Source organism: Pseudomonas sp. Sample_14 (assembly GCF_004307515.1).
GTDB lineage: Bacteria > Pseudomonadota > Gammaproteobacteria > Pseudomonadales > Pseudomonadaceae > Aquipseudomonas > Aquipseudomonas atacamensis.
The window spans coordinates 25,706-51,242 of sequence record NZ_RCOC01000008.1 but is presented as its reverse complement, the minus strand read 5'-3'; the positions used below and the strand labels follow the sequence as shown (position 1 = coordinate 51,242).

The following is a 25,537-nucleotide window of genomic DNA, read 5'->3' as shown; positions in this document are numbered from 1 at the left end:
GTGCTTCACGGCCTGTTTGTTTATGTCTGCCACATATTTACTGTGGGGTCAGAACGCTTCCGGTTCGATTCCGGTAAAGCTGTCCACCGTCACGTGCCCTGCCAACTCCCCGCCTTCACGCGCCAGACCGCAGGTTTTCATGCCGGCCGACTGGGCAGCGTCGAGCTCTTCGACGATGTCCGAGAGGAACAGGACTTCATCGGCTTCAACACCCACCGCCTGCTGAATGTTGCGGTAGGACTGCGCTTCACGCTTCGGCCCTGATGTGGTGTCGAAATAGCCGCTGAACAGCGGTGTCAGATCCCCCGCCTCCGAGCAACCGAAAATCAGTTTCTGCGCCTGGATCGAGCCGGACGAGTAAACAAACAGTTGATAACCGGCCGCATGCCAGTGTTGCAGCGCTTCAACGGCATCCGGATAAACATGTCCTTTCAACTGCCCTGCCTGATAGCCCTGCGCCCAGACTATGCCTTGCAATGCCTTGAGCGGCGTGGCCTTGCGGTCCTCGGCGATCCAGCTCAAGAGGATTTCAACAACCCGTTCAACATCGGCCTGCGGCTCATTGCTGTCTCGGCGCACAGCGTCGAGCTGTTCGGCGACATCAGCACGCGAAGCGTTCTGCCGCACAAAGTCGGGCAAATGTTTGGCGGCGTAGGGAAACAGCACGTCGAAGACGAAACTCACCGCGCTGGTGGTGCCTTCGATGTCGGTGAGGATGGCTTTGATCGACACGGTTTCAGTCCTCCAGACGCGGGAAGCGGCCGGCGATGTCTTCGCCGGTGAAATTGGCAACCCAGCCTTCCGGGTTGTTGAACAGACGGATCGCCACGAAGTGCGGATGTTCGCCCATGTCGAACCAGTGCTTGGTGCCGGCCGGAACCGAGATCAGGTCGTTCTTCTCACAGAGAACGGCATAGACGTAATCGTCGATGTGCAGGGTAAACAAGCCACGACCGGCAACGAAAAATCGCACTTCGTCTTCGCCATGGCGGTGCTCTTCGAGGAACTTGGCGCGCAGCTCGGCTTTTTGCGGGTGATCGCTGTTGAGGCTGATCACATCGACGGTGATGTAGCCGCGCTCGGTCATCAATTTGTCGATCTGCTCTTTATAGGCACTGATGACTTCTTCCTGACTGGCGCCGGGCTGAATTTTCGCGGCAGCTTGCCAGCGGTCGAAACGCACGCCCTGCTCGGCCAGCGTCGAGGCGATGTCTTCGAAATGGGTCAGCACCTTGTTGGGAATCTCAGGGCTGGAAACGTGATAAACGGACAGGCTGCTCATGGGCAATTCCTCGGTAGCGGCGGCGCCGTCCGGCTCTTGCAGACCGGTCGGGCGCCGCATGGCATCAGGCAAACGGGCTGTTTCAGATGAACTCAGCCTTGGCGGTTCATGACGCTGCGGGTTTTCAACTCGCATTCAAACAGGAATTCAAAAGCCTCGATCTGCCGCAGCGCGTCGCTCATCTGCGCGCCCCAGGTGTAGAGGCCATGGCCGCGAATCAGATAACCGACGCAATCGGGATGGGCGTCGAGCCAAGGCTGCACCTTGGCGGCGAGGCGCGCAATGTCCTGATCGTTGTCAAAAATCGGCACACGCACCCGCGATTCATGAGTCGAGATGCCGCTGAAGGCTTTCTGCAATTCGTAGTCTTCGAACTCGATGAAGTCTTGCGGAGTCAGACGCGACAGCACCGTGGCATTCACCGAATGGGTGTGCAGCACCGCACCGATCTCCGCGCGCCAGCTATAGAGCTGGGTGTGCAGCAAGGTTTCGGCGGAGGGTTTCTTGCCTGGTTCCAGGCTATTGCCGGACAGATCGGTAGCGAGTACGTCATCCACACCCAACTGGCCCTTGTGCTTGCCCGATACGGTCAACAGCGCTTCGCTCGGCGACAGGCGCGTCGAATAGTTGCTGCTGGTGGCTGGTGACCAGCCACGGCCATATAGAAAACGTCCGGCGTCAACGATCTGCTGGGCGAGCTGTTCACGGCTAAGGCTCATGGCCTGTCCTCTTGCATACATGTGGCAATGATAACGGCAGCGGCAAGCGCTGCGAGACTGGCAATACTAAAGGTCAATGTCGCGCCGAGGGCGTTCCAGCTGTAGCCGGAATACAGCGCGCCGAGCGCCCCGCCGGTGCCGGCCAGTGCCGCATACAGCGCCTGGCCCTGGCCTTGCTGGCGGGCGCCGAAACTACGTTGCACGAAAGCGATGGCAGCCGCATGAAAGCTGCCGAAAGTCGCTGCGTGCAGCACTTGGGCGAACAACAGCACCCAGAGAAACTCCGCAAACGAACCGAGCAGCACCCAACGCAACGCCGCCAGCAGGAAACTCGCCAGCAGCACCCGGCGCAGGGAAAAGCGCGCCAGAATGCGGCTCATGGCCATGAACATCAGCACTTCCGCCACCACACCCACGGCCCAAAGCATGCCGATGACGCCACGGCTGTAACCGAGGCGTTCAAGGTGCAGAGTCAGAAAGGTGTAATACGGCCCGTGGCTGACCTGCATCAGCGCGACGCAGGCATAAAACGCCAACACGCCGGGATGGCGCAATTGCTTGAGAAAGCCCTCGCCCGCCGGCCGATTGCCTTGCGCCGGCTGCGCATTCGGCACCCACAGGCTGCTGAGAACGATACCGGCCATGATCAGCACCAGTGCCGCCGGGTAGATGTCCAGACTCAGCCATTCGAACAGCCGACCCAGCACTACCACAGTGATGATGAAACCGATCGAGCCCCACAGGCGAATCTGGCTGTAGCGCGATGTTTGCCCCTGCAGATGCGCGAGGGTGATGACTTCGAACTGCGGCAGCACCGCGTGCCAGAAGAACGCATGCAGGGCCATGACCATCGCCAGCCAGGCGTAGGTCTGGCTGACGAAAATCAGCGAAAAGGTCAGCAACGTACAGACCGCGCCAAAGCGCACGATGGCCAGACGCCTGCCGGTGTAATCGCCGAGCCAGCCCCAGATGTTCGGCGCCACACAGCGCATCAGCATCGGAATCGCCACCAGCTCGCCGATGCGCGCGGCGCTGAAGCCGAGGTGATCGAAGTACAGCGCCAGAAACGGCGCTGTCGAACCGAGCAAGGCGAAATAGAACAGATAGAAACTGGACAGCCGCCAGTAAGGAAGCGCCGCCACGCCGGTTATGCCGCGACGGCTTTGAGCGCAGCCATCAGAGCTGGCCCAGCACCGGCGTGCTCACGCGCACATCGGCGTTCTGCCCACGGTGGCGCAGCAGATGATCCATCAGCACGATGGCCATCATCGCTTCGGCGATCGGCGTCGCGCGGATGCCGACACAAGGATCGTGACGCCCCTTGGTGATCACGTCGACCGGGTTGCCATTCACGTCGATCGAACGCCCCGGGGTGGTGATGCTCGAGGTCGGTTTCAATGCCAGATGCGCAACGATTGGCTGGCCGGACGAGATGCCGCCGAGGATGCCGCCGGCGTTGTTGCTGAGGAAACCCTCCGGCGTCAGTTCATCGCGGTGTTCGGTACCACGCTGGGCGACACAGGCGAAACCGGCGCCGATCTCCACGCCTTTGACCGCGTTGATGCTCATCAGCGCGTGGGCCAGTTCGGCGTCGAGGCGATCGAAAATCGGCTCGCCAAGACCCGGCATCACGCCTTCGGCGACCACGGTGATCTTCGCCCCGACCGAGTCCTGATCGCGGCGCAACTGGTCCATGTACGCTTCCAGCTCCGGGACCTTGTCCGGGTCAGGGCTGAAAAAGGCGTTTTCTTCGACCGAATCCCAGGTCTTGAACGGAATTTCGATCGGGCCGAGCTGGCTCATGTAACCGCGAATGACGATGCCCTGACTGGCCAGATACTTCTTGGCGATCGCACCGGCCGCTACGCGCATGGCGGTTTCCCGCGCCGAACTGCGGCCACCGCCGCGATAATCGCGCTCGCCGTATTTATGGTGATAGGTGTAGTCGGCGTGGGCCGGGCGGAACAGGTCCTTGATCGCCGAGTAGTCCTTGGACTTCTGGTCGGTGTTGCGAATCAGCAGGCCGATCGAGCAACCCGTGGTGCGGCCCTCGAACACGCCGGAGAGGATTTCGACTTCATCGGCTTCCTGGCGCTGGGTGGTGTGGCGGCTGGTGCCAGGCTTGCGGCGATCGAGGTCGCGCTGCAGATCTTCCAGGGAAATCTCCAGACCCGGCGGGCAGCCGTCGACAATGGCGACCAACGCCGGACCATGGCTTTCGCCAGCGGTGGTGACAGTGAACAACTTGCCGTAGGTATTGCCGGACATGCAGGACGCTCCGTGAAATCAAACCCGAATTCTTGATGCGCGCCAGTATACGCAGGCTAACCGAGTAGTTCATCCTCGAACCTTAGTGGTGCTGGCGAGTCCAACCGGCACCTTGACCAATGATGGCGTGATGATGCTGCGAGTTCTGATCTTGAGTCTTACCCTCTTTACCGGCTTTGCCCAAGCGACAGTCCTACAGCGCCCGGTCACTCTGGACACCGGCAGTGGCGAACTTTTCGGCTCGCTGTTGCTGCCCAAGTCCGACAGCCCGGTGCCGATTGTTCTGATGATTTCTGGCTCGGGTCCTACAGATCGCGACGGAAACAATCCCGACGGCGGGCGCAATGACAGCCTCAAGCGCTTGGCCTGGGTACTGGCCAAACACAACATCGCCAGCGTGCGCTATGACAAGCGTGGCGTTGCGGCGAGCCTGGCGGCCGCTCCCGATGAACGTGATCTGTCAGTAGAAGGCTATGCGGCGGACGCGGTGGCGTGGGGGCAGAAGCTCAAGGCCGATCCGCGTTTCGGCAAACTGATTCTGCTCGGCCACAGCGAAGGCGCGCTGATTGCCAGCCTCGCTGCGCCGAAGCTGGACGCAGCGGCGGTGATCTCGCTGTCTGGCAGCGCGCGGCCGGTCGATGAAGTGATCCGCGAACAGTTGGCGCGCAGCCTGCCGCCGCCACTGATGCTGCGCAGCAACGAACTGCTCGACAGCCTCAAGGCCGGCCATACCGATGACAACGTGCCACAGCCGTTGCAGGTGATCTTTCGCCCGAGCGTGCAGCCGTACCTGATTTCGCTGTTCCGTCAGGACCCGGCGCAAGCCTTTGCCCAGCTGAAAATGCCGGCACTGATCGTCCAGGGCAGCAACGACATTCAGGTCGGCACCGAGGACGCGAAGCTGCTCAAGGCGGCGAAACCGGACGCGCAACTGACGGTGATCGACGGTATGAATCACGTGCTGCGCATCGTCCACAACGACATGAAGCGGCAATTGGCCTCCTACAAGGACCCGAATTTGCCCCTGGCCGCCGAACTGGGCGCCGCCGTCATCGAATTTATTGACGGAATTCGTGCAAGTTAACTGCGTTTTACCCTCCAGCCTCACGGAAAACGGCCGATAAGCCTTTGTCGCCAGCGCAACGTCTGGCGGCAAGCAGGGCTTGGACAGGATCTCGCCGTTATGACTGAAACCCAGACTTCACCCGACACCAGCGCTGAAAAAGACGCACCGCCAGCGGTCGAACTGCCGTGGGCGGATGTTCAGGCCGAGCACCACAAGATGCTCCGCCTGGCGCCGCTGCAGACCGACCGCAACACCGGCGGCCGGCCGTTGCGCTTTGTCGAATTCGGTTACGCCGAGCGCAACAGCAAAGAGCGCAGCCTGATGCGCATGGCGATCAAGCTGCCCAACCAGCGCGTGCGCAAAGAGCAGAATCATCTCGATGTGTGGGTCGACCACGCGAGCAAACGAGTGAGTTTCGGTCCCGACAGTGGCTTGCAGATCGAACCGCTGAATCGCGGTATCGGCCGCTTCATGGCTGCGCAAGGCATCAATTGGGCGAAAAAGCGCTGGCCCGGCTACACCGTTGAAGGCATGGACCTGAACAACAAGGATGCGCTCAACGAAGACACTCGCTTGCGCCGCGACCATTTCCTGCGCGTGCACGGTTTCGATGTGGCTTACGCCGATGCCCAGCATTTGAAAGGCAGCATCAAGGCGGTGCAGGTCGGTGATCTGCTCGGTGACTGGAACAGCGAAAAGCTGCAGATCGTCGAAATTCTTGAAGCCGCGCAGATGCTGCAGCAGGCCGAACAGAATCTCGCCGAGCAGGAAGTGAAGCTGAAGAAGCAGGAAGAAAAAGTCAGCAAGTTCAAGCGCGAAGATGCCGGGTTGCGTTTCACCATTACGTGTCTGGTGGCGTTTGCGGTGTTTCAGGCGGGGTTGTTGATCTGGATTGCTACGCACCGCTGAGGGCTTGAGCGCGTACTGATCGTTCCCATGCTCTGCGTGGGAACGATCTGTCACAACCTTAGACGCGGGACGCGAACAGGGCCTGATGCGCGCGGCACTGCTCGGCTGTCAGCATGAACACGCCATGCCCGCCGCGCTGGAACTCCAGCCAGGCGAAATCGACTTCCGGGTACAACGCCTCGACGTGCACCTGGCTGTTGCCTACCTCGACAATCAACAAACCTTTCTCGGTCAGGTGATCCGCCGCTTCGGCGAGCATGCGCCGGACCAGATTCAGACCATCATCACCGCAGGCAAGACCGAGTTCAGGCTCGTGCTGATACTCGTCCGGCATGTCGGCGAAATCTTCCGCATCGACGTAGGGCGGGTTCGACACGATCAGGTCGAAACGCTGACCCGGCAAGCCATCGAAGCCATCACCCTGCACGGTATAGACGCGCTCATCGACGCCATGGCGCTCGATGTTCTGGTTGGCCACTTCCAGCGCTTCGAACGACAGGTCCGCGAGCACTACCTCGGCATTCTGAAACTCGTAAGCACAGGCAATGCCGATGCAGCCGGAACCCGTGCACAGGTCGAGAATCCGCGCCGGTTCGTTGCCGATCCATGGCGCAAAGCGGTTTTCGATCAGTTCACCAATCGGCGAACGCGGGATCAACACGCGCTGGTCGACGATGAACGACATGCCGCAGAACCACGCCTCGCCGAGCAGATAGGCGGTGGGAACGCGATCCTCGATGCGGCGCTTGAGCAAGCGCTGCAGATTGACCAGTTCGTCATCTTCCAGCGCGCAATCAAGATAGCTGTCGGCGATTTCCCAAGGCAGGTGCAAAGCGCCCAGCACCAACTGGCGCGCCTCGTCCCAGGCGTTGTCGGTGCCATGACCGAAAAACAGATCCTCCCCATGGAAGCGGCTGACGGCCCAACGGATGTGGTCGCGCAGGGTACGAAGTCGGGAAGTGATCACGGCGTAGAACTCCAGAAAAAACGACTGGCGATTCTAGCAGCCAAAACGCGCGACGACGACGCAGGAAAAACCACGCGGTTCCGGTAGGAGTTTTCTTTTTTTTGCATCAGGCATTGAACGGAACGTGTAACTTGACAAGGCTGCAGGTCAAGAACGACGGCGCCTACGATGGTAGCGATTCACAGAACCGCTCAGCCAGAGGACAATGTCGCAAAAGCCCCACCCCGAGGAGCCCCAGAATGTCCGTTCCAAAAACGATGTTTCAACTCAGCGGTCGCGGTTACGCAGCGGCCACCCTGAGCCATGCCACCGTGGTCATCATCGATGCCCAGAAGGAATACCTCAGTGGCCCGCTGGCCCTGAGCGGCATGGACGCGGCCGTCGCGAACATCAAACAAGTGGTTGCCGCAGCCCGTGCCGCCGGTCGGCCGATCGTGCACGTGCGTCATCTCGGCACCGTTGGTGGCCTGTTCGACCCGCAGGGCGAACGCGGCGAATTCATCCCCGGTCTCGAACCGCAAGGCGATGAAACCATTATCGGCAAACTGCTGCCGAGCGCGTTCCATGGCACCGAACTGCTCGAGCGCCTGCAGAACCTCGGCTCGCTGGACCTGATCGTTTGCGGCTTCATGAGTCACTCCAGCGTCAGCACCACCGTGCGCGCGGCAAAGAACCTCGGTTTCCGCTGCACCCTGGTCGAAGACGCCTGCGCGACCCGCGATCTGCCGTTCAAGGGCGGCGTGCTCAGCGCCGAACGCGTGCAGGAAGCGGAAATGGCGATCATGGCCGACAACTTCGCCACGCTGGCCAAGACTCAGGACCTGATCTGATCCTGCCCTTGTGAGCGGTGCGTTGGCGCCGCTCATCCGCTATATCCGCTGATTTGCCGCAAATGCAATAGCCTCAGGAACAACCCGGTCAACTCCCGGTCGAAGGGCCGATACCATTGAGGAAGGTCGGAATGAAGTTATCCGATGGATTTGACGCACGCCGTTTGCGGCCCAAAGGCCAAAGCAACTGGCGTTTTCGATTTGGCGCGGCGATCTCGGCCATTCTGGCGACGTTCGGCGTGCTGCTGGCGATGGCCGGCGCCGCCAGCCTGCTCGGCCGCCCGCCGGCGCTGGGTGACCTGAACGCATCACCGCTGGGCTCGGCAATCATGCTTGCCGTCGGCTTGCTGTTTCTGTACTTCGGCGTTGCTCTGTGGCGCCGCTGCCGCCGTCGCGCACGGCAATCGCGGGAACTGAACATGTCCCCGCATCTGATGAAAAAACACGACTGACCCAACGGCCTGGCTTTTTGCCGGGCCGTTTTCTGTCGACTTGGGTAAACTGGCCGCCCTTCGCGGAGGCTGACATGCAAGACGACGATTTTTCTCTGTTCAAAAGTGCCATCCAGGGCGTCAAGCCGATCAAGCACGACCGCGCCGACACCGGCAAACCCAAGGCTGACCGCGCGCAGATCGCCAAGCTGCGTCAGTCCGCCACCGTGCGCAGCGACACCACCATCATTGACGGCTTGTCCGACCAGTTCGTGATCGACGTCGGCCCGGAAGACGAGCTGATGTGGTCCCGCGATGGCGTGCAGGAAAGCCAGATGCGCAAGCTCAAGGTCGGGCAGATCCCGTTCGAAGGCAGCCTCGACCTGCATGGCATGAGCGTAGAAAAAGCCCGGGAAACACTTTGGGCCTTTCTCGCCGAAGCGACCAAATTCGAAATCCGCTGCGTGCGCGTGACGCACGGCAAGGCTGTGCGCCTGGATGGCAAGCGGCCGATGATCAAAAGCCACGTCAACACCTGGCTGCGCCAGCATGCGCAAGTGCTCGGTTTCTGCTCCTGCCAGGCCCGCCACGGCGGCGCCGGCGCGGTTTATGTGATGCTGAAACGGACGATGATGGAAGGCCGCGACGAATAAAGCCGTCACACCGAACTTGCAGGGTTGTGTCCGCCACCGTACCCTTGCCCTTTGCGAAAATCCCCACAGGTAGTTTCATGTCCCTGGAACAGAATTACACCGCGATTCTCGGCCAATTGGGCGAGGACGTGTCCCGCGAGGGCCTGCTCGACACGCCAAAGCGTGCCGCCAAAGCCATGCAGTACCTCTGCCGTGGTTATGCACAGACGCTCGAAGAGGTCACCAATGGTGCCCTGTTCAGCTCCGACAACAGCGAAATGGTGCTGGTCAAGGACATCGAGCTGTATTCGTTGTGCGAACACCACCTGCTGCCGTTCATCGGCAAGGCGCATGTCGCCTATATCCCGAGCGGCAAAGTGCTGGGCCTGTCGAAGGTTGCGCGGATCGTCGATATGTACGCGCGCCGCCTGCAGATTCAGGAAAACCTCAGCCGTCAGATCGCCGATGCCGTGATGCAAGTGACCGGCGCGCTGGGCGTGGCCGTGGTGATCGAAGCCAAGCACATGTGCATGATGATGCGCGGCGTCGAAAAGCAGAATTCGTCGATGATCACTTCGGTGATGCTCGGTGAATTCCGTGAAAACGCGGCGACCCGTAGCGAATTCCTCAGCCTCATCAAGTAATTCGCAACAGAAAAGAACCGGCGTTGATCGCCGGTTTTTTTTCGCCTGTGAAAAATCGGGTAAGCTGCGCGCCTTTCTTCATTTGCACCGTGAGGCTTTCAACGTGTTCGTCAAAGCGCTTCGTGTCGGCCTCGGCCAACTGGTTATCTTCATCGATTTCATCACCCGCCCGGGCAAGAAAAAACGCCCCGCTGCTGCTCAGGCGCAAGTCGACGCTGCCGCGAAAGATCTGACGCTGTATCAGTTTCACGCCTGCCCCTTCTGCGTGAAAACCCGCCGCGCCCTGCATCGTCTGAATGTGCCGGTGGCACTGAAAGACGCGAAGAACAACGAGCAGGATCGCCAGACTCTGCTGGAACAGGGTGGCCGAATCAAAGTGCCTTGCCTGCGTATCGACGAGAATGGGCAAACCACCTGGATGTATGAATCCAAGGTGATTATCGATTACCTGGATAAGCGGTTTGCGGCGGTCTGATGTTAATGGGTTGGAGCGCTAGCCGCTTTCGCGAGCAGGCTCGCTCCCACCCTTGAAACGCATCCCGTCCTGTGGGAGCGAGCCTGCTCGCGAAGAGGCCCGCACTGACAACGCCGGCCCTTGAGCCGGCGTTTTTGCTAGGCCGCCCTCTCCATCTGCGCCCGCCGCACCACCGCCGCCAACCGCTTCAACCCCTCATCCAGCCGCGCCGGATCAATGTGGCTGAAGTTCAAGCGCAAATGCCCATGATGCTTGTCCGGCTCAGGAAAGAACGGCTCACCGGGCATGAATGCCACATCATTGGCCAACGCCTCATTGAGCAATGACCGGGTGTCCAGCGGTTGTTTCAACGTCAGCCAAAAAAACAGCCCGCCCTGGGGCATGTTCCACTCAGCCAGATCGGCAAAATGCTCTTCCAGCGCCAACTGAAACGCATCGCGCCGCTGCCGATAGAAATCCCGCAACTCGCTCAAATGCTGTTGATACTTCTGCGAGCCGATCCATTGCAGCGCCTGCCACTGGCCGATGCGATTGGTGTGCAGGTCCGCCGATTGCTTGAGTTTGAGCAGGTGCGGGAACAGATCCGGACTGGCGATCAAGTAACCGACACGCAAACCCGGGAGCAAGGTTTTCGAGACGGTGCCGGTGTAGATCCAGCTGGCTTTTCTCAGACGCGCGGCAATCGGTTTGGCACTGCCACCATCGAAAGTCAGTTCGCGGTATGGCTCATCTTCAATCAGCGTGACGCCAAATTCATCGAGCAATGCCGCGACTGCGGCGCGCTTGGCCTCGCTGTAGCGCACGGCGGAAGGATTCTGGAAAGTCGGGATCAGGTAGATAAACGCCGGGCGATGCTGCTCTAAACGATTACGCAATTGCGCCAGATTTGGGCCGTCGGCTTCCTGCGCCACAGTCAGGCAGTCGGCGCCGAACAGCTGGAAGATTTGCAGCGCGGCCAGATAAGTCGGCGCCTCCAACAGAATTTCCGTGCCCTTGTCGATGTACAGCTTGGCCGCCAGATCCAGGGTTTGCTGCGAGCCGCTGACCACCAGCACCTGACTCGCCTCGCATTCAAGGCCCAGCGCCCTCGCCTCTGCCGCCAGCGCCTCGCGTAAGGCCGGCTCGCCTTCGCTCATGCCGTACTGCCCCAGCGACAGCGGCATCTCGTCCCATTCCACCTTCGGCAACATCGTCTCAGCGGGCAAACCGCCGGCAAACGACATCACCTCTGGACGCTGGGCGGCGGCGAGGATTTCTCGGATCAAAGAACTTTTCAGGCGCGAGACACGTTCGGAAAAAGCCATGGTGGTCACCGTAGCGAGGCAGGTAAAAAATGAGTCAAACTGGTTGACTGAAACTACGACAGCTTGAGCGAGTACGTCAACATGCTTGACCTTAAAAACCCCGCAAGTCAGCAACAGGCCATGGAAGCGTTCTTCTTCGGCTATCAGGCGTTCACGGCCAAGGCGGATGAAATGCTCGAGCGCCGCGGACTCTCGCGGGTACATCAGCGCATCGTGTTTTTCATCGCGCGCTATCCGAACCTGAGTGTGAAAGAGTTGCTGGCCCTGCTGGGCGTGAGCAAACAAGCGTTGAACATGCCCCTGCGCCAGTTGCAGGAAATGTATCTGGTCGACAGCGTCGCTTCACAGACGGACAAGCGTAAGCGTCTGCTTGAGCTGACGGCGGAAGGCGCGAAGTTCGAGCAGGCGTTGCGCCGTGAGCAGGTGAAATTGCTTGAGCGGGTGTTTACCGAGGCTGGGGAAGCGGCGGTAAATGGGTGGTTGGCGGTGAATCTGGCGCTCGGGGGTAGCCAGACGCATCTCGATTGACAGGACCGTCCTCTTCGCGAGCAGGCTCGCTCCCACATGGGAACGCTTTACAAAGGTGGGAGCGAGCCTGCTCGCGAAGCCATCCAGGATGGCCATATATCCCTATCAGCAAAAAAATCGGCGACAAAAACCAAAACAATATTTGCTTTATTTGTACACAAAAGCATAATCCACTGCGTGCGAGTTCCTGACTACACGGTCAACAAATTCGCGTATGCCTCAAAGGGCCGCTGCCACCCCTCATGGGTCCGGCCCTGGAAATAACAATAAAACTCTTGAGGAGTACTCGCTGTGGAAAGCCGCAAATCCGAAGCACCGCCGCTCGAGCTCACGCCGCCATTACGCAATGGCCTGCTGGAGCGTCTGTTCAAACTCAGCTTGCATGGCACCACGGTGAAGACCGAGCTGATTGCCGGTCTGACAACCTTCATCACCATGGCTTACATCATTTTCGTCAACCCGAACATCATGGCCGATGCCGGCATCGATCACGGTGCAGCCTTCGTCGCCACCTGCATCGCCGCCGCGCTCGGCTGCCTGTTGATGGGGCTCTACGCCAACTGGCCGGTCGGCCTGGCGCCGGGCATGGGCCTCAATGCTTTCTTCACTTACACCGTGGTCGGCACCATGGGCTACAACTGGGAAACCGCGCTCGGCGCAGTGTTCGTCTCGGGCGTGCTGTTCATGTTCCTGACCTTTTCGCGGATTCGCGAGTGGCTGCTCAACAGCATTCCGGTCAGCCTGCGGTTTGCCATGGGCGCCGGTGTCGGTCTGTTTCTGGGCCTGATCGGGCTGAAGACTGCCGGCATCGTCGTCGACAGCCCGGCAACGCTGATCAAACTTGGCTCGCTGCGCGAACCCGGCCCGTTGCTCGCCGCGATCTGCTTCCTCATGATCGCGATCCTCAGTTACCACCGCGTATTCGGCGCGATCCTGATCAGCATCATCACCGTCACCCTCGCCGGTTGGGGCCTGGGTCTCGTCCACTACGAGGGCATCATGTCCGCGCCGCCGAGCCTGGCGCCGACCTGGATGGCAATGAACGTCGCCGGCGTGTTCAACGTCAGCATGATCAGCGTAGTGCTGGCGTTCCTCTTCGTGCACATGTTCGACACCGCCGGCACGCTGATGGGCGTGGCCCAGCGCGCCAACCTTGTCGCCGCTGACGGTCGCATCGAGAACCTTTCACGAGCCATGAAGGCCGACAGCGCCTCCAGCGTATTCGGCGCCGTGGTTGGCGTGCCCCCGGTCACAAGTTACGTGGAAAGCGCCGCCGGCGTAGCCGCTGGTGGTCGGACTGGTCTTACCGCCGTCACCGTGGGTGTGCTATTTATAGCGGCCATGTTTTTCGCACCACTGGCTGGCATGATTCCCGCTTATGCCACGGCAGGTGCCCTGATTTACGTGGCGATGCTGATGATGGGCGGCATGGCCCACATCGAATGGGACGAGGCGACCGACGCCATTCCGGCGATTGTCACGGCGATCATGATGCCGCTGACCTTCTCCGTCGCCGACGGCATCGCGCTGGGCTTTATTACCTACGTCGCGTTGAAGGCCGGCACCGGCAAGTACAAGGAAATTTCCGTCAGCCTGTGGGTGCTCTGCGCGATCTTCATCGCCAAGTTCATTTTCCTGTAAACGCTGCGCGGTTCAAGCTTCAAACCAGCCTCACCCTCACGGGTGGGGCTTTTGCACATCCCGATAACAACAAAGGAGCAATACAATGAGTCTGGAAACCTGGCTGCTGTTCAGTGGCGCTGCGCTGGTGGTGATCCTGATCCCGGGACCGCTGTCATTGCTGATGATCAGCAACAGTCTGAATTACGGTTTGCGCCGGTCGTACCCCGCGTTCCTGGGTGGCGTGATCGCCTCGATCTGCCTGCTCAGCGCTTCGGCACTGGGGCTTGGCGCTCTGTTGCTGGCCTCGGAACAGTTGTTCAGCGCGCTGAAAATCATCGGTGCGCTGTACCTTTTTTACCTCGCCTGGCAGAGCTGGCAACAGTCGCGTCAGCCATCGACGGGCGCCGAAGTACCCGAAGCCGCACCGGTGCCGCGTTTTCGCACATTGTTCGGACGCGCTTTTGTACTGGGCGCGAGCAACCCTAAGGACATACTGTTTTTCGCCGCGTTTTTGCCACAGTTCCTCCGCGCAGACCAACCGTTTCTGCCGCAATTACTGATCATGATCGCGACCTGGGTAGTGCTCGATCTGTGCTGCAAACTGGCTTACGGTCTGGGTGCCAATGGTGCCGCACGTTATTTGCGCAGCGGCAAAGGCCAGAGTTGGTTCAATCGGGTGAGTGCCGGACTGTTTGGTGGTGCTGGCGCGGCGTCTTTGCTTGGCAGCCATTGACTGAAAAGCGCCACTATTGATTATCCTGCCGGAATGGATCTCGGGCAGGATCATGTTGTTCATGAATAAATTAAGTGCAACATCCAATCACTGATACGCAATAGATAGCAACAACCCATCGATATACAGGTCTCGAAAGGCCAACGTAATATCCTTGGCCTTAACAACAATTGCCGGAACAAGGAAGTTCTAATGGCCACACTCATACGCGAAGCAACTGCACAAACCGACCCTGCAATACATGCGGACACGCAACCTGTTTCCGATACCGTCATAATTATGGATTTGGGCTATGAGTCCAACGAATACAAGCCTTCAACCATCGACCATGGCCAAACCAATGGAAAATCGAGTCAATTGCAAATGGTGGACGAAGTGTTCGGCCCTTTGGAAATTGGCGATATTTCGATTACCCGTACCGCACTCGACGGACTAGGCGCAACGATTGACGGTCAGCCATTGAATGGCCAGAACAGCTTCTTTCGCCGACCCAAACTTTCTTTTATCAATAGCCTGCAGTTCGACGCCAATAAAGTTGAACATTTTCTGAAAACTTCAACGGGCAGCGATAGCTACTTGTTACCCACGCTCCTGTTTGAAATGGCCAGCCAGCGCCCGCTTGGCGCCCCTCAGCTCTTGAGGGAAAACAATGCCAATGAAAAGGTAGCCGGCAATTACCGCGACAAACTGGTAAAACTTCTGAGCGCAGCACAGTCGCTCGATCTGCAACATGTGCACGTCCCCAGACATCATCCCCGCTGGGCGGCATTGACCAAAAGCTACGCGACGCTGGGCTCCAGCCTGGGCATCCAGGGTTTCGGCATTTTCATGGGGATTCGTGGCGTAATCGATGCGATCAAAGCCGATAACCGTGCTGAAGTAGCAATAAACAGCGCGGGCATTGCATCGGAACTGGCCTCCATCGCGGCCGATGTCACGGTCAGTAAAATAGCCACGCAGATGCTCACAGCCGGACAGAATGCTTACCGGGACTTCGCCAGAACACGCTTCGCACTCAGACTGGGTCGATCGGGCGGTCTGGTCGGCGGCATGCTGACGCTGCCCTTCGACATCTTTACCGCCGTGAGATCCATGAACGCCGCTGAGAATGCCACCGGCAAAGAGGCTATGGATCATTACGTCAGCGCTGGCCTGAGCATTACCAGTGCAGCCATGACCGTCATTCTCGGCACTGCCGCGATGGCCGGTTTCTCGTTTGCCGGCCCCGTCGGGCTTGCAGCCGGCGCGATTCTCGCCATTGGCTCGCAGGTCTACGGTGCGGTACGGATCGTTGACGACATAGATGACTACATCGAATTAACCGTTGATGAGCGGTGGCGTAGCGGATGGTTTTCGTTCTGCATGATGGACGTCGACGAAAGCGTTCAAAACCGCTATATCAAGGCCAAAACACTACTTCAACACTCATTGCAGTTAAAAAAGACCGCGAGAACGCTACTCGATGGCCCCTTGAAAGAGAGCACCGAAGCCATCGTCAATGGCAAGTTTGATGTACGCCTGAAACCGACGCGGGTCTGGAAACGAAACTGGTGGACCAAACAGGATGCGTGGGAGTCGGTCAATGTCCCTGAAGTGGTAGGCACCGATGACATCATTGATGCAAGCGCAGGGGTTACAAAAGATACACCCGGCGCGGAACTGGGAGTTGCGGCAGAGGGCAAAAACATTCTCTGGTTTCTCAGCGAGGGTAACGACTCGATCAAAGGTGTAGAAAAAAAGCCCAACACGTTCTATTACAAGTCAGGAAAAAAACAACTGTCGGGCGGTGAAGGCAATGACCAGTTCCTGTTTGAGAACGCAGCCGCTTTCCTCGAAAAGGACAGCCATGTTGCAGAATATTCAACGCTGAGCGGCGGCGCAGGAAATGACACACTGGTACTTGGCGGCAATTACTCCTCTCGTGATACGAACAGAACTGGCTATGACATAGATTTGCTGGCCGGAACATTGCAGATCCTCACCAGCGATGTCGATGCCGAGAATAACAAGATATCCATCCTGCACAGTTTGCTGGACAGTATCGAAAATATTGAAACAGTCCATCGCGCAGCAAGCGTAGTAACCGGCACTGCGCAAAACAACGTCATCAAATCACGAGGCAGCGACATCATTGAAGCTGGCGCCGGAGACGATCAGATATTCCTCTCCCACGAAAAAGCAAAAGCGTCGGGAGGCGCCGGTGCGGATCAATATTACATTGCGCATGTGGCTGGTCGTTTTTCCATCATCGATGATGGTGAACAGACCAGTTATATCGTCATGAATTGGCGCAAGGACCTGATTGAGTCCTGGGCTATCGAGGGCAATGACCTGGTCATCCGCTCAGGCTTCGAAATTCAAGACAATCCCAAAAACGTATTGACCATTCATGACGTTTACAAGAAATACGAAGGCACGAGAAAGCTGAGCAACAAAAATCTGATTTTCATAACCAGTGATGATTGCCATTTCAGGCTTGACCTGCCTGAAACAATCCCGGATGGCCACACCGCTGATATACCGGAAATTTTCGTCAAACGTGGCAAACCGGTAACACCGATCATTATTTATGCGCCGGAATGCTGGATCCGACATCGCAAGGAAGCGAGCTATTACGTACCGAGAACCGGCAAGGCCAACACTTTCTACGCGGTTTTACGTCCGGATGTCATAACCCGGATATATCTGGACTTCACCAGTGATGAGCTGACAAAAGCCGAGGCGCATTTTTTCTCCGAGAAACCCAAGTCATACCGACTGACTGTCGGTTGCCATCTCGTCTATCACTTCGGCGCGAAGACCATCAAGCTGAATTATTACTCGGCTGCGCGTAACGAGGACGATCACGACAATATCACCAAGATCCTGCGAACCATGGCCGTTCGACCGTTCGGCCGTTATGTGTTGATTTTCAGGGACGGTGTCGTTGCAAACGCTGGTCTTACAACGGAAACCGACATCCCGCCAGCCTTTACTGACTTCTCGGTCTCGAGGCATTGGGTAACCCAGATGAAAGTGCCACTCACGGGTCGTTCTCGACAGTGCTTTTATGCGCTGCCTGAGAAAGCGGGTTACTCGCTTGGCACTACGAGGAGTTGCGCAATGCCGATACCACTGGCCGTGCAAACCAGCATGGACGCCTATGAAGGAGTGGGTGCGAGTTATCTCATCCACGTACTGCCTGACATGACTATCAGACTCTCGACTCCTGGCGCGCTCGCCAATGCCAAAGAGCGGCTTCCCTACTCATCCACTTGGGAACTTGATGCAACGCAGCTCGGCGAGGTCGATATAAAACTCGAAGAAAACCGGCTTTCCATCGGCACTACCACTTTTTATCTGCCTGTCTATGAAAGCGAGGACTTGATAGACCAGATCCGCGTTATTACCACCGGTGGAGTTGTGCATACGGTCGATCTGGTCTTTGACCGTGTCTATCTGGATGGTCTCGATGCTCGTTTTTTCGAAGAGCCCGACGCCTCGAAAGCACTCCCGCCAGCTCTTGCCGCATTGGCCAATGACGAAGTCAAAGTCTGGAACATTATCTGCCTTAACGACCAGACCGCGCGCGTGGGCTACAACTTTGCCGCGCATGGCTGGGTATTGCGTGCCGACAAATCCCGCATCGAAAAGTCTGCTTTAAGGGTCGTGAATCGCTGCAACCACCAAACCAACATTTTCGGCCCCGTTTCTGTGATGAAAGTGCCTCCCGCGTAATTCGCCGGTCGTTCGTCAATAAACCCATTTTTTCGAGCGTTGCTGTCTACGCGGCACTTGCACGCGTCTGCGCGCTCTTTTACCGAGCATTCCCCATGGCCAAGTCACCCAAGAAAGTCCCTGCAGTAAAATCACCCAATGCCCCCGATGCTGGACATTCCGGCTCACCGCCTCTCGTCAGCCGTATGGGCCTGGACATGCCTGACGCCCTGCTTCTGGGCATCGATTCACCGGCCGTCAGTCAAGCGGCAAGCACATCTGCCGCAGCCAGCACACTGCCCACGGTTACTGTTCACGCCTTGCCGGATGCAACGGAGAACTTCAGCGCCACTCGTAACGCAATCGCTTGGCCGCAAGAGCGTTTCCACGAACTGGTACCCGTGGCGCAGAACGAAGGTTTGTTCACCGGACCGGATCAGCGCACGTACGCTCAGATCGCTAATGAAGGCCAGTTCGTCGTCGAGCAGGACGCGCAAGGCAATTATCATGTGCCTCTGACCTTCGCACCCGGTGTGCCCGGCCTGCCCCTGACGCGCCTCGAGGGTCAGACGACTTGGCAGATCCGGCGGCCCGAGAGGCTATCCAACCGGCCTGCATCCGCCACCCCCAACCTGCCCTCATACATCTCACCTGCCGACGCCATGACGCTGAGCAAGCCTGAGCTGGCAACGGAGGGCCTTCGATACAACAGACTCAGGCAGACCTTCGTAACGACGGTGGACGGCACGGTCATGGTGCGCAAAAACAAGGATGGCGAATACCAACAAGCGTTTGCCTCGACGAGCAATGCACCCGACGTTTTCTTCGAGCAAATCCCCGGCACTGTTTTCTGGCGACAAAAACCGCCAGGGGCGAAGCCATCGCAAACGCCAGCCCAATCCAGCCAGCCAGGCGAACAGACCGATCAGGCAACACCTGGCCCGAGCAAGCGTCCCCGACTTGCCGAAGCCGTAGAAACGCTAACCGCGGCGACAGCCAATCCGTCCTCTGACAACGACCAGACGCCGTATTTCTGGCTTCCCTGGGGGCATCTGAACAAACCTGCGCACACCGAATCGGTACAGCTTGGCTGGCTGCATTATCCAATCGTTCCGGTTGGCTCGAATACGGCGCCCACCGTGTATTTCGTATGTCATCCCGAGTTTTTCCCGAGCGGTTTCGACGCTTTCGAGAACATGCTGACAAACGCCCCCGAGCAACAGCCGGTGGCGACGTTTCGAATCGGCAGCGATCCAGGTGAAGTCCATCCGGGCAAACGCTTTTTCGAAGAGCCGATAGCAACGTCCGTCGCTCGCGCGTTCCCTGATTTTTCGCAAGCGACAACGACAGCCGTTGCCCGCAGGTTATTCGAACTCGCCGATCATTCCCCGACGATTACCGGCACCGGTCTGATCAACGTTCAGGCCGTCTTGCATCAATGGAAGCAATTGCCATTTTCCACAGCACCTGATTTTGCCGACCCGCTGAATATGCTCGCCATAGCGCCAGACATCGACCTGGGGGGCAAGCGGCTTATCCCGATGCCTTCCCAGACCGACAGCGAATTGCAACGCCTGACCTTTGATCCACAGCACTTCTCCTCCGCCTGGAATCATTACAAGACCTATCCATCGGATCTGAATCTGCGGCGATTGCTCGGCGCGTTGCTGGTCGGCTGTGGTTACGAGCTGTTTCCACTGACCTATGAACACAGAATGCCGACGCTGGTATTCAAACGAGCCGGTCACGATCAAATCTTCTTTTTGAAACTGGGGGCAATCAGTCAAGCCGGCCTGACTCACGTTCCTGGCAACGAACTGACAGAACCGAGCTTGCCCGCCAGAATCGGTCAGGACGCCTTCACCGCACTGACCGATGCAGCGACGCGGAACAAGGTGGTATGGCTGATAGGAGGCGTATTGAAGGTCGCGTCCACGCCAGACTCGGTGTTCATTATTCGCGAGCGTTGACCCGAGACTCGACTGCGCCGGCAGTTGCGCCGTAAAAACGCATAAAAAAAGCCCGCAGTGTGAGCGGGCGAAAGACCAAAGAAGCTATATGCGCAGTCGCTTCCCGGTGGGGGCAGCTGCTTGGGGGTCAGCTGCCCCGATACGTGGAATAGCTGTAAGGCGAAATCAGCAGGGGCACGTGATAGTGCTCCTGCTCGGCGGAAATGCCGAAACGCAGTACGACGACATCGAGAAACGCCGGCTCGGGCAGTTGTACGCCACGGGCGCGGTAGTAATCGCCGGCATGGAACTGCACCTGATAAACGCCAGTGCGATAATCGTCGCCTTGCAGCAACGGCGCATCGACCCGGCCATCACTGTTGGTTGTCGCACTGGCGACCAATTCCAGCTGCGATCCTTCAACGCGGTACAGCTCGACCTTGATCGAGCTGCCCGGGCAACCGTGTGCAGCGTCCAAAACGTGTGTTGTCAAACGTCCCATTGATTCTGCGCGCCTGGCCGCAACAAGCGGTCAGACTTCGCGCCTCCCGAAGTCAGTTGAAAAGGAGACCGCACCGTTTCAGAGCACGAAACGCTGCGGCGAGCGACTGATTAAGACACTTTTCAAAAAAATTGTACACAATAAAAACGACATTTTTCGCTTCACCCCCGCCATCCGGGCCTTTGTCGTCAATTCGCAGGCAAAGCGCCTGATCATTGAACCTTCTATTCATTAGCTGACTGGTCAGGCAGGTTTCTTGCAGGCTGGAACCGTTAGCAGAAAAAGATGACAGCCGGTGAAAAATGCGAAAATTCAGGCTTACAAAATGTAAATAAAGTTGTATACAATCAGCCCATCGCTGTGACGCCAGCCTGCCAGGCCGCCACACCAATCTGTCAACGTACAAGAAGGAAGACTGCAGTGAGCGCTGACTACCCACGCGACCTGATCGGTTACGGCAGTAACCCTCCTCGCCCACACTGGCCGGGCAATGCCCGGATCGCCCTGTCCTTCGTGCTCAATTACGAAGAAGGCGGCGAGCGCAACATTCTGCACGGCGACAAGGAATCCGAAGCCTTCCTCTCCGAAATGGTCGCTGCCCAGCCGCTGCAAGGCGCGCGCAACATGAGCATGGAATCGCTTTACGAGTATGGCAGCCGCGCCGGCGTCTGGCGGATTCTGAAGCTGTTCAAGGAATTCGATATTCCGCTGACCATCTTCGCCGTGGCCATGGCCGCCCAGCGTCACCCGGACGTGATCCGTGCGATGGTCGAGGCCGGCCATGAAATCTGCAGCCATGGCTACCGCTGGATCGACTATCAGTACATGGATGAAGCGCAGGAACGCGAGCACATGCTCGAAGCGATCCGCATCCTCACCGAACTGACCGGCGAACGTCCGCTGGGCTGGTACACCGGCCGCACCGGGCCGAACACCCGTCGCCTGGTCATGGAAGAAGGCGGTTTCCTCTACGACTGCGACACCTACGACGACGACCTGCCCTACTGGGAACCGAACAACCCGACCGGCAAGCCGCATCTGGTGATCCCCTACACCCTCGACACCAACGACATGCGCTTCACGCAAGTGCAGGGTTTCAACAAGGGTGACGATTTCTTCGAATACCTCAAAGACGCCTTCGACGTGCTTTACGCCGAAGGTGCCGAAGCGCCGAAAATGCTTTCGATCGGTCTGCACTGCCGCCTGATCGGCCGTCCTGGTCGCCTCGCTTCGCTCAAGCGCTTTATCGAATACGCCAAAAGTCATGAACAGGTGTGGTTCAGCCGTCGCGTCGACATCGCGCGTCACTGGCAAGAAACCCACCCGTACCAAGGGACTGCAAAATGAGCCGCTTTCAAACCCTGCAACCGTCGACCCTGAGCCGCGACGCTTTCGTCAAAGCCTTCGCCGACATCTACGAACATTCGCCATGGGTGGCCGAAAAGGCCTACGACCTCGGTGCGGACGCTTCGATCGACGAGATCGAAACCCTGCATCAGCGCATGAGCGATATCCTGTTGAGCGCCGATCATGCCAGCCAGCTGGCCCTGATCAACGCTCACCCGGACCTGGCCGGCAAAGCTGCCGTCCAGGGCCAACTGACCGAAGCCAGCACCAATGAACAGGCTGGCGCCGGTATTCACCAATGCACGGCCGAAGAGTTCCAGCGCTTCACCGAGCTGAACGACGCCTACAAAGCCAAGTTCAAGTTTCCCTTCATCATGGCGGTAAAAGGCAGCAACCGGCATCAGATCCTCGCGGCGTTCGAAACGCGCATCAACAATTCGGTGGAAGCCGAGTTCAAATGCGCGCTGGCGGAGATCAACAAGATTGCCCTGTTCCGTTTACTGACTCTTTAGCAAGCTTGGCCCGAGCGTGAATGAACGCGCAAACGCCCAGGGCCCTGCGAGCATCCCCAGCCAACTTATCAAAGGCAGACAAGAAGAATGAAAGCTTACGCCGTACCTTTCGAAAAATACGTCAACCTGGCCGACGCCCGTCTGGGCACCAAGATCATTTCGGTCACCGATGACTGGTTCGCAGACGCCAATCGTCTGTTCCAACCGACCCCGGCCGTATGGAAGGAGGGCGTGTTCGATGACAACGGCAAGTGGATGGACGGCTGGGAGTCGCGCCGCAAGCGCTTCGAAGGTTACGACAGCGCGGTGATCCGTCTGGGCGTGCCGGGTTCGATCAAAGGCGTGGACATCGACACTTCATTCTTCACCGGCAACTATCCGCCGTCGGCCTCGCTGGAAGCGTGCTTCCTGGCCTCGGGCGAGCCGGATGAAAACACCCAGTGGACCGAAGTGCTGTCGGCCGTCGAGTTGCAGGGCAACAGCCACCACTACCACGAAATCAGCAACGACAAAGCGTTCAGCCACCTGCGCTTCAACATCTACCCGGACGGTGGTGTTGCCCGTCTGCGCGTATACGGCATTCCGTTCCGCGACTGGTCCGCTGTGGGCGACAACGAGCAAGTGGACTTGGCAGCAGCCCTCAATGGTGGCCGCGCCCTCGCCTGCTCCGACGAACACTTCGGCCGCATGAGCAACATCCTCAACCCGGGCCGTGGCATCAATATGGGCGACGGCTGGGAAACCGCGCGTCGTCGCACACCGGGCAATGACTGGGTGATCGTCGCGCTGGGTCATCCGGGCGAGATCGAAAAAATCGTCGTCGACACCCTGCACTTCAAAGGCAACTACCCGGACACCTGCTCGATCCAGGGCGCGTTCGTCAAGGGCGGCACCGACAGCCAGATCGAAACCCAGTCGCTGTTCTGGCGCGAACTGCTGCCAAGCCAGAAGCTGGAAATGCACGCCGAACACACCTTCGTCGAGCAGATCAAGGCACTCGGCCCGATCACCCACATCCGCCTGAACGTGTTCCCGGATGGTGGTGTGAGTCGTCTGCGTGTATTGGGCAAGGTTGCTAAATAACACCGCACTGATCGTTCCCACGCTCTGCGTGGGAATGCATCAATGGACGCTCTGCGTCCGCTTTGGATGTGACGCGGAGCGTCACGGGCTGCACTCCCACGCAGAGCGTGGGAACGATCACTCAACGAAAAGAAGAACAGCATGCGCACACTGACGATTGAACCGCTGACCAAAGAAGCCTTCGCCCCTTTCGGTGACGTGATCGAAACCGACGGCAGCGATCACTTCATGATCAACAACGGTTCGACCATGCGCTTCCACAAACTGGCGACGGTCGAAACCGCGACGCCTGAGGACAACGCAATCATCAGTATTTTCCGCGCCGACGCGCAGGACATGCCGCTGACCGTTTGCATGCTGGAACGCCATCCGCTGGGCAGCCAGGCTTTCATTCCGCTGCTCGGCAACCCCTTTCTGATCGTGGTCGCGCCAGTTGGCGATGAACCTGTATCAGGCTTGGTCCGCGCCTTCGTCACCAACGGCAGGCAGGGCATCAATTACCATCGCGGCGTCTGGCACCACCCGGTGCTGACGATCGAAAAGCGGGATGACTTCCTGGTGGTTGATCGCAGTGGCACAGGCAATAACTGCGATGAGCATTTTTTCAAAGAGGATGAGCGGTTGATCCTCGCCCCCCACCAATAAGAGAAGGTCTGATCACTCGACAACAAGAGTGACAGGCGAGAGGTAAAGACTGTGGAAGCACATCTGTTGGAATGGCTGAACCTGAGCGTGCGCTGGGTTCACATGATCACTGGCGTGGCCTGGATCGGCGCGTCGTTCTACTTCGTCTGGCTGGAGAACAACCTCAACCGCGTCAACCCGAAAACCGGTCTGGCCGGTGATCTGTGGGCAATCCACGGCGGCGGCATCTACCACCTGGAAAAATACAAACTGGCCCCACCGTCCATGCCGGACAACCTGCACTGGTTCAAGTGGGAAGCCTACTTCACCTGGATGTCGGGGATCGCGCTGCTGTGCGTGGTGTTCTACTCAAATCCCGTGCTCTACCTCGTGGCACCCGGCAGTGGCCTCAGCGGTCCTGAAGGCGTGGCCATCGGTATCGGCTCGCTGATCGTCGGCTGGTTCGTCTACGACTTCCTCTGCGATTCGGCCCTGGGCAAGAAACCCGCCCTGCTCGGCTTCATCCTGTTCGTCCTGATCATTGCCGCCGCCTATGGCTTCAGCAAAGTGTTCAGCGGTCGTGGTGCGTACCTGCACGTCGGCGCGATCATCGGCACCATCATGGTCGGCAACGTGTTCCGCATCATCATGCCGGCGCAACGGGCACTGGTCGCGGCGATCGCCGAGAACCGCACGCCGGATCCGGCCCTGCCGGCCAAGGGTCTGCTGCGTTCGCGTCACAACAACTACTTCACCCTGCCAGTGCTGTTCATCATGATCAGCAACCACTTCCCGAGCACTTACGGCAGCCAGTACAACTGGTTGATCCTGGCCGGGATCGCGGTGTTGGCGGTATTGGTGCGTCACTACTTCAACACCCGTCACGACAGCCACAAGTTTGCCTGGACCCTGCCGGTGGCAGCGGTGGGCATGATCTGCCTGGCCTACGTCACCGGCCCGACGCCGATGTCGACTGCACCTGAAGTGGCCAAGGCACCGGCGAAAATCGAGTACCAACCGCTGCCGGAGACGGCACTGGGCGGTGGCGCGAAACCGGCCGAAGCGGCGCAACCTGCGGCACCCGCAGCCCCTGCGGCGGCATCCGCGCAAGCCTCGAATGCCGGCCCCGGTTTCGACAAAGTGCACAACGTGATTCAAGAGCGTTGCACGGTGTGCCATTCGTCCAAGCCGACCAGCCCGTTGTTCAGCGCAGCCCCGGCCGGTGTGATGTTCGACACCCCCGAGCAGATCCGCCAGAACGCCGCGCGCATTCAGGCGCAAGCCATCACTACGCAGATCATGCCACTGGGCAACATCACCCAGATGACCCAGCAGGAACGTGACCTGATCGGTGCCTGGATTGCCCAGGGAGCGCAGACCAACTAAGCCCACACCTTCGCTAACAACCTCGCT

General features: G+C 58.6%; 25 protein-coding genes. 17 read left to right on the top strand and 8 right to left on the bottom strand.

Annotated elements, in window-relative coordinates; translation table 11 throughout:
* Positions 1 to 48: 48 nt before the first annotated feature.
* The 5 genes from mtnC to aroC form a co-directional block, all read right to left on the bottom strand.
* Positions 49 to 732, bottom strand: a complete 684-nt coding sequence (gene mtnC, locus D8U61_RS01515) for an acireductone synthase (protein WP_130926302.1) — start codon at positions 730 to 732, stop codon at positions 49 to 51.
* A 4-nt stretch (positions 733 to 736) separates the two neighbouring features.
* The gene (locus tag D8U61_RS01510; protein ID WP_038861971.1) at positions 737 to 1,282 is read right to left on the bottom strand and encodes an acireductone dioxygenase; all 546 of its coding nucleotides are present in this window, start codon (positions 1,280 to 1,282) and stop codon (positions 737 to 739) included.
* Between the two features lie 92 nt (positions 1,283 to 1,374).
* Entirely contained in the window at positions 1,375 to 2,001 is a 627-nt protein-coding gene (locus D8U61_RS01505) for a methylthioribulose 1-phosphate dehydratase (RefSeq protein ID WP_016773777.1), read from the bottom strand.
* A complete protein-coding gene (locus D8U61_RS01500; protein ID WP_073472596.1) occupies positions 1,998 to 3,143 on the bottom strand; it encodes an MFS transporter in 1,146 nt (381 codons plus the stop codon). The genes D8U61_RS01505 and D8U61_RS01500 overlap by 4 nt, the downstream gene beginning before the upstream one ends.
* Before the next feature lie 34 nt (positions 3,144 to 3,177).
* Positions 3,178 to 4,269 (bottom strand): chorismate synthase, encoded by a 1,092-nt coding sequence (gene aroC / locus D8U61_RS01495; protein WP_024012223.1) that lies wholly within the window; start codon positions 4,267 to 4,269, stop codon positions 3,178 to 3,180.
* Between the two features lie 130 nt (positions 4,270 to 4,399).
* On the opposite strand from aroC, the gene D8U61_RS01490 reads away from it, so the two are divergent.
* Positions 4,400 to 5,353, top strand: coding sequence for an alpha/beta fold hydrolase (locus D8U61_RS01490; RefSeq protein WP_130926301.1), 954 nt, complete (start codon positions 4,400 to 4,402; stop codon positions 5,351 to 5,353).
* A gap of 99 nt (positions 5,354 to 5,452) precedes the next feature.
* On the top strand, positions 5,453 to 6,244 hold the full coding sequence (locus D8U61_RS01485) for a hypothetical protein (protein WP_110601262.1): 792 nt from the start codon (positions 5,453 to 5,455) through the stop codon (positions 6,242 to 6,244).
* Positions 6,245 to 6,302: 58 nt separating this feature from the next.
* Here the strand turns inward: D8U61_RS01485 and prmB are convergent, their stop codons facing one another.
* Entirely contained in the window at positions 6,303 to 7,211 is a 909-nt protein-coding gene (gene prmB / locus D8U61_RS01480; protein WP_056784046.1) for a 50S ribosomal protein L3 N(5)-glutamine methyltransferase, read from the bottom strand.
* Positions 7,212 to 7,450: 239 nt separating this feature from the next.
* On the opposite strand from prmB, the gene D8U61_RS01475 reads away from it, so the two are divergent.
* From D8U61_RS01475 to D8U61_RS01455, 5 genes are all read left to right on the top strand, one after another.
* Positions 7,451 to 8,041, top strand: a complete 591-nt coding sequence (locus tag D8U61_RS01475) for a cysteine hydrolase family protein (protein WP_016773772.1) — start codon at positions 7,451 to 7,453, stop codon at positions 8,039 to 8,041.
* 131 nt (positions 8,042 to 8,172) lie between these two features.
* Positions 8,173 to 8,493, top strand: coding sequence for a hypothetical protein (locus tag D8U61_RS01470; RefSeq protein ID WP_016773771.1), 321 nt, complete (start codon positions 8,173 to 8,175; stop codon positions 8,491 to 8,493).
* Between the two features lie 74 nt (positions 8,494 to 8,567).
* Complete coding sequence (locus tag D8U61_RS01465; protein ID WP_016773770.1) at positions 8,568 to 9,125, top strand: Smr/MutS family protein; 558 nt, start codon at positions 8,568 to 8,570, stop codon at positions 9,123 to 9,125.
* A gap of 77 nt (positions 9,126 to 9,202) precedes the next feature.
* Positions 9,203 to 9,748 carry a GTP cyclohydrolase I FolE gene (gene folE, locus D8U61_RS01460; protein ID WP_016773769.1) on the top strand — a complete coding sequence of 182 codons (546 nt, stop codon included), beginning with the start codon at positions 9,203 to 9,205 and terminating at the stop codon, positions 9,746 to 9,748.
* Between the two features lie 103 nt (positions 9,749 to 9,851).
* Entirely contained in the window at positions 9,852 to 10,223 is a 372-nt protein-coding gene (locus D8U61_RS01455; protein WP_016773768.1) for a glutathione S-transferase N-terminal domain-containing protein, read from the top strand.
* A gap of 137 nt (positions 10,224 to 10,360) precedes the next feature.
* Here D8U61_RS01455 and D8U61_RS01450 read toward each other — a convergent pair whose 3' ends face one another.
* Entirely contained in the window at positions 10,361 to 11,527 is a 1,167-nt protein-coding gene (locus D8U61_RS01450; protein WP_122747070.1) for a PLP-dependent aminotransferase family protein, read from the bottom strand.
* 81 nt (positions 11,528 to 11,608) lie between these two features.
* Here D8U61_RS01450 and D8U61_RS01445 point away from each other — a divergent pair, with 81 nt between their 5' ends.
* The 5 genes from D8U61_RS01445 to D8U61_RS01425 all read left to right on the top strand — a co-directional run bounded on the left by D8U61_RS01445 (position 11,609) and on the right by D8U61_RS01425 (position 20,077).
* Entirely contained in the window at positions 11,609 to 12,055 is a 447-nt protein-coding gene (locus D8U61_RS01445) for a MarR family transcriptional regulator (protein ID WP_130926300.1), read from the top strand.
* Positions 12,056 to 12,346: 291 nt separating this feature from the next.
* Positions 12,347 to 13,696, top strand: coding sequence for an NCS2 family permease (locus D8U61_RS01440; RefSeq protein WP_024012217.1), 1,350 nt, complete (start codon positions 12,347 to 12,349; stop codon positions 13,694 to 13,696).
* An 85-nt stretch (positions 13,697 to 13,781) separates the two neighbouring features.
* Complete coding sequence (locus D8U61_RS01435) at positions 13,782 to 14,411, top strand: LysE family translocator (protein ID WP_016773765.1); 630 nt, start codon at positions 13,782 to 13,784, stop codon at positions 14,409 to 14,411.
* Positions 14,412 to 14,603: 192 nt separating this feature from the next.
* Positions 14,604 to 18,128 carry a calcium-binding protein gene (locus D8U61_RS01430; RefSeq protein WP_130926299.1) on the top strand — a complete coding sequence of 1,175 codons (3,525 nt, stop codon included), beginning with the start codon at positions 14,604 to 14,606 and terminating at the stop codon, positions 18,126 to 18,128.
* A gap of 95 nt (positions 18,129 to 18,223) precedes the next feature.
* Positions 18,224 to 20,077 (top strand): hypothetical protein, encoded by a 1,854-nt coding sequence (locus D8U61_RS01425; RefSeq protein ID WP_130926298.1) that lies wholly within the window; start codon positions 18,224 to 18,226, stop codon positions 20,075 to 20,077.
* 127 nt (positions 20,078 to 20,204) lie between these two features.
* Here the strand turns inward: D8U61_RS01425 and uraH are convergent, their stop codons facing one another.
* Positions 20,205 to 20,558, bottom strand: coding sequence for a hydroxyisourate hydrolase (uraH, locus tag D8U61_RS01420; RefSeq protein WP_024012214.1), 354 nt, complete (start codon positions 20,556 to 20,558; stop codon positions 20,205 to 20,207).
* Positions 20,559 to 20,978: 420 nt separating this feature from the next.
* Here uraH and puuE point away from each other — a divergent pair, with 420 nt between their 5' ends.
* The 5 genes from puuE to D8U61_RS01385 all read left to right on the top strand — a co-directional run bounded on the left by puuE (position 20,979) and on the right by D8U61_RS01385 (position 25,510).
* Positions 20,979 to 21,905, top strand: coding sequence for an allantoinase PuuE (puuE, locus tag D8U61_RS01410; RefSeq protein WP_130926296.1), 927 nt, complete (start codon positions 20,979 to 20,981; stop codon positions 21,903 to 21,905).
* A complete protein-coding gene (uraD, locus tag D8U61_RS01405; RefSeq protein WP_016773760.1) occupies positions 21,902 to 22,417 on the top strand; it encodes a 2-oxo-4-hydroxy-4-carboxy-5-ureidoimidazoline decarboxylase in 516 nt (171 codons plus the stop codon). Before puuE ends, uraD begins: the two co-directional genes overlap by 4 nt.
* Before the next feature lie 87 nt (positions 22,418 to 22,504).
* Positions 22,505 to 23,500, top strand: a complete 996-nt coding sequence (alc, locus tag D8U61_RS01400) for an allantoicase (protein WP_071171520.1) — start codon at positions 22,505 to 22,507, stop codon at positions 23,498 to 23,500.
* 141 nt (positions 23,501 to 23,641) lie between these two features.
* Positions 23,642 to 24,145: an ureidoglycolate lyase gene (locus D8U61_RS01390; protein WP_016773758.1), complete on the top strand. Its 504-nt coding sequence runs from the start codon at positions 23,642 to 23,644 to the stop codon at positions 24,143 to 24,145.
* A 51-nt stretch (positions 24,146 to 24,196) separates the two neighbouring features.
* A complete protein-coding gene (locus D8U61_RS01385) occupies positions 24,197 to 25,510 on the top strand; it encodes a urate hydroxylase PuuD (RefSeq protein WP_130902538.1) in 1,314 nt (437 codons plus the stop codon).
* The last annotated feature ends 27 nt before the right edge of the window (positions 25,511 to 25,537 follow it).

What these genes read in the sequence shown, in the direction of transcription:
- D8U61_RS01510 (WP_038861971.1), bottom strand. Translation starts at nt 1,282, where the DNA reads ATGAGCAGCCTGTCCGTTTATCACGTTTCCAGCCCTGAGATTCCCAAC.
- D8U61_RS01505 (WP_016773777.1), bottom strand. Translation starts at nt 2,001, where the DNA reads ATGAGCCTTAGCCGTGAACAGCTCGCCCAGCAGATCGTTGACGCCGGA.
- folE (WP_016773769.1), top strand. Translation starts at nt 9,203, where the DNA reads ATGTCCCTGGAACAGAATTACACCGCGATTCTCGGCCAATTGGGCGAG.
- D8U61_RS01425 (WP_130926298.1), top strand. Translation starts at nt 18,224, where the DNA reads ATGGCCAAGTCACCCAAGAAAGTCCCTGCAGTAAAATCACCCAATGCC.
- uraD (WP_016773760.1), top strand. Translation starts at nt 21,902, where the DNA reads ATGAGCCGCTTTCAAACCCTGCAACCGTCGACCCTGAGCCGCGACGCT.
- D8U61_RS01490 (WP_130926301.1), top strand. Translation starts at nt 4,400, where the DNA reads ATGATGCTGCGAGTTCTGATCTTGAGTCTTACCCTCTTTACCGGCTTT.
- aroC (WP_024012223.1), bottom strand. Translation starts at nt 4,269, where the DNA reads ATGTCCGGCAATACCTACGGCAAGTTGTTCACTGTCACCACCGCTGGC.
- D8U61_RS01450 (WP_122747070.1), bottom strand. Translation starts at nt 11,527, where the DNA reads ATGGCTTTTTCCGAACGTGTCTCGCGCCTGAAAAGTTCTTTGATCCGA.
- D8U61_RS01445 (WP_130926300.1), top strand. Translation starts at nt 11,609, where the DNA reads ATGCTTGACCTTAAAAACCCCGCAAGTCAGCAACAGGCCATGGAAGCG.
- D8U61_RS01465 (WP_016773770.1), top strand. Translation starts at nt 8,568, where the DNA reads ATGCAAGACGACGATTTTTCTCTGTTCAAAAGTGCCATCCAGGGCGTC.
- D8U61_RS01485 (WP_110601262.1), top strand. Translation starts at nt 5,453, where the DNA reads ATGACTGAAACCCAGACTTCACCCGACACCAGCGCTGAAAAAGACGCA.
- alc (WP_071171520.1), top strand. Translation starts at nt 22,505, where the DNA reads ATGAAAGCTTACGCCGTACCTTTCGAAAAATACGTCAACCTGGCCGAC.
- D8U61_RS01435 (WP_016773765.1), top strand. Translation starts at nt 13,782, where the DNA reads ATGAGTCTGGAAACCTGGCTGCTGTTCAGTGGCGCTGCGCTGGTGGTG.
- uraH (WP_024012214.1), bottom strand. Translation starts at nt 20,558, where the DNA reads ATGGGACGTTTGACAACACACGTTTTGGACGCTGCACACGGTTGCCCG.
- D8U61_RS01475 (WP_016773772.1), top strand. Translation starts at nt 7,451, where the DNA reads ATGTCCGTTCCAAAAACGATGTTTCAACTCAGCGGTCGCGGTTACGCA.
- D8U61_RS01470 (WP_016773771.1), top strand. Translation starts at nt 8,173, where the DNA reads ATGAAGTTATCCGATGGATTTGACGCACGCCGTTTGCGGCCCAAAGGC.
- D8U61_RS01430 (WP_130926299.1), top strand. Translation starts at nt 14,604, where the DNA reads ATGGCCACACTCATACGCGAAGCAACTGCACAAACCGACCCTGCAATA.
- D8U61_RS01390 (WP_016773758.1), top strand. Translation starts at nt 23,642, where the DNA reads ATGCGCACACTGACGATTGAACCGCTGACCAAAGAAGCCTTCGCCCCT.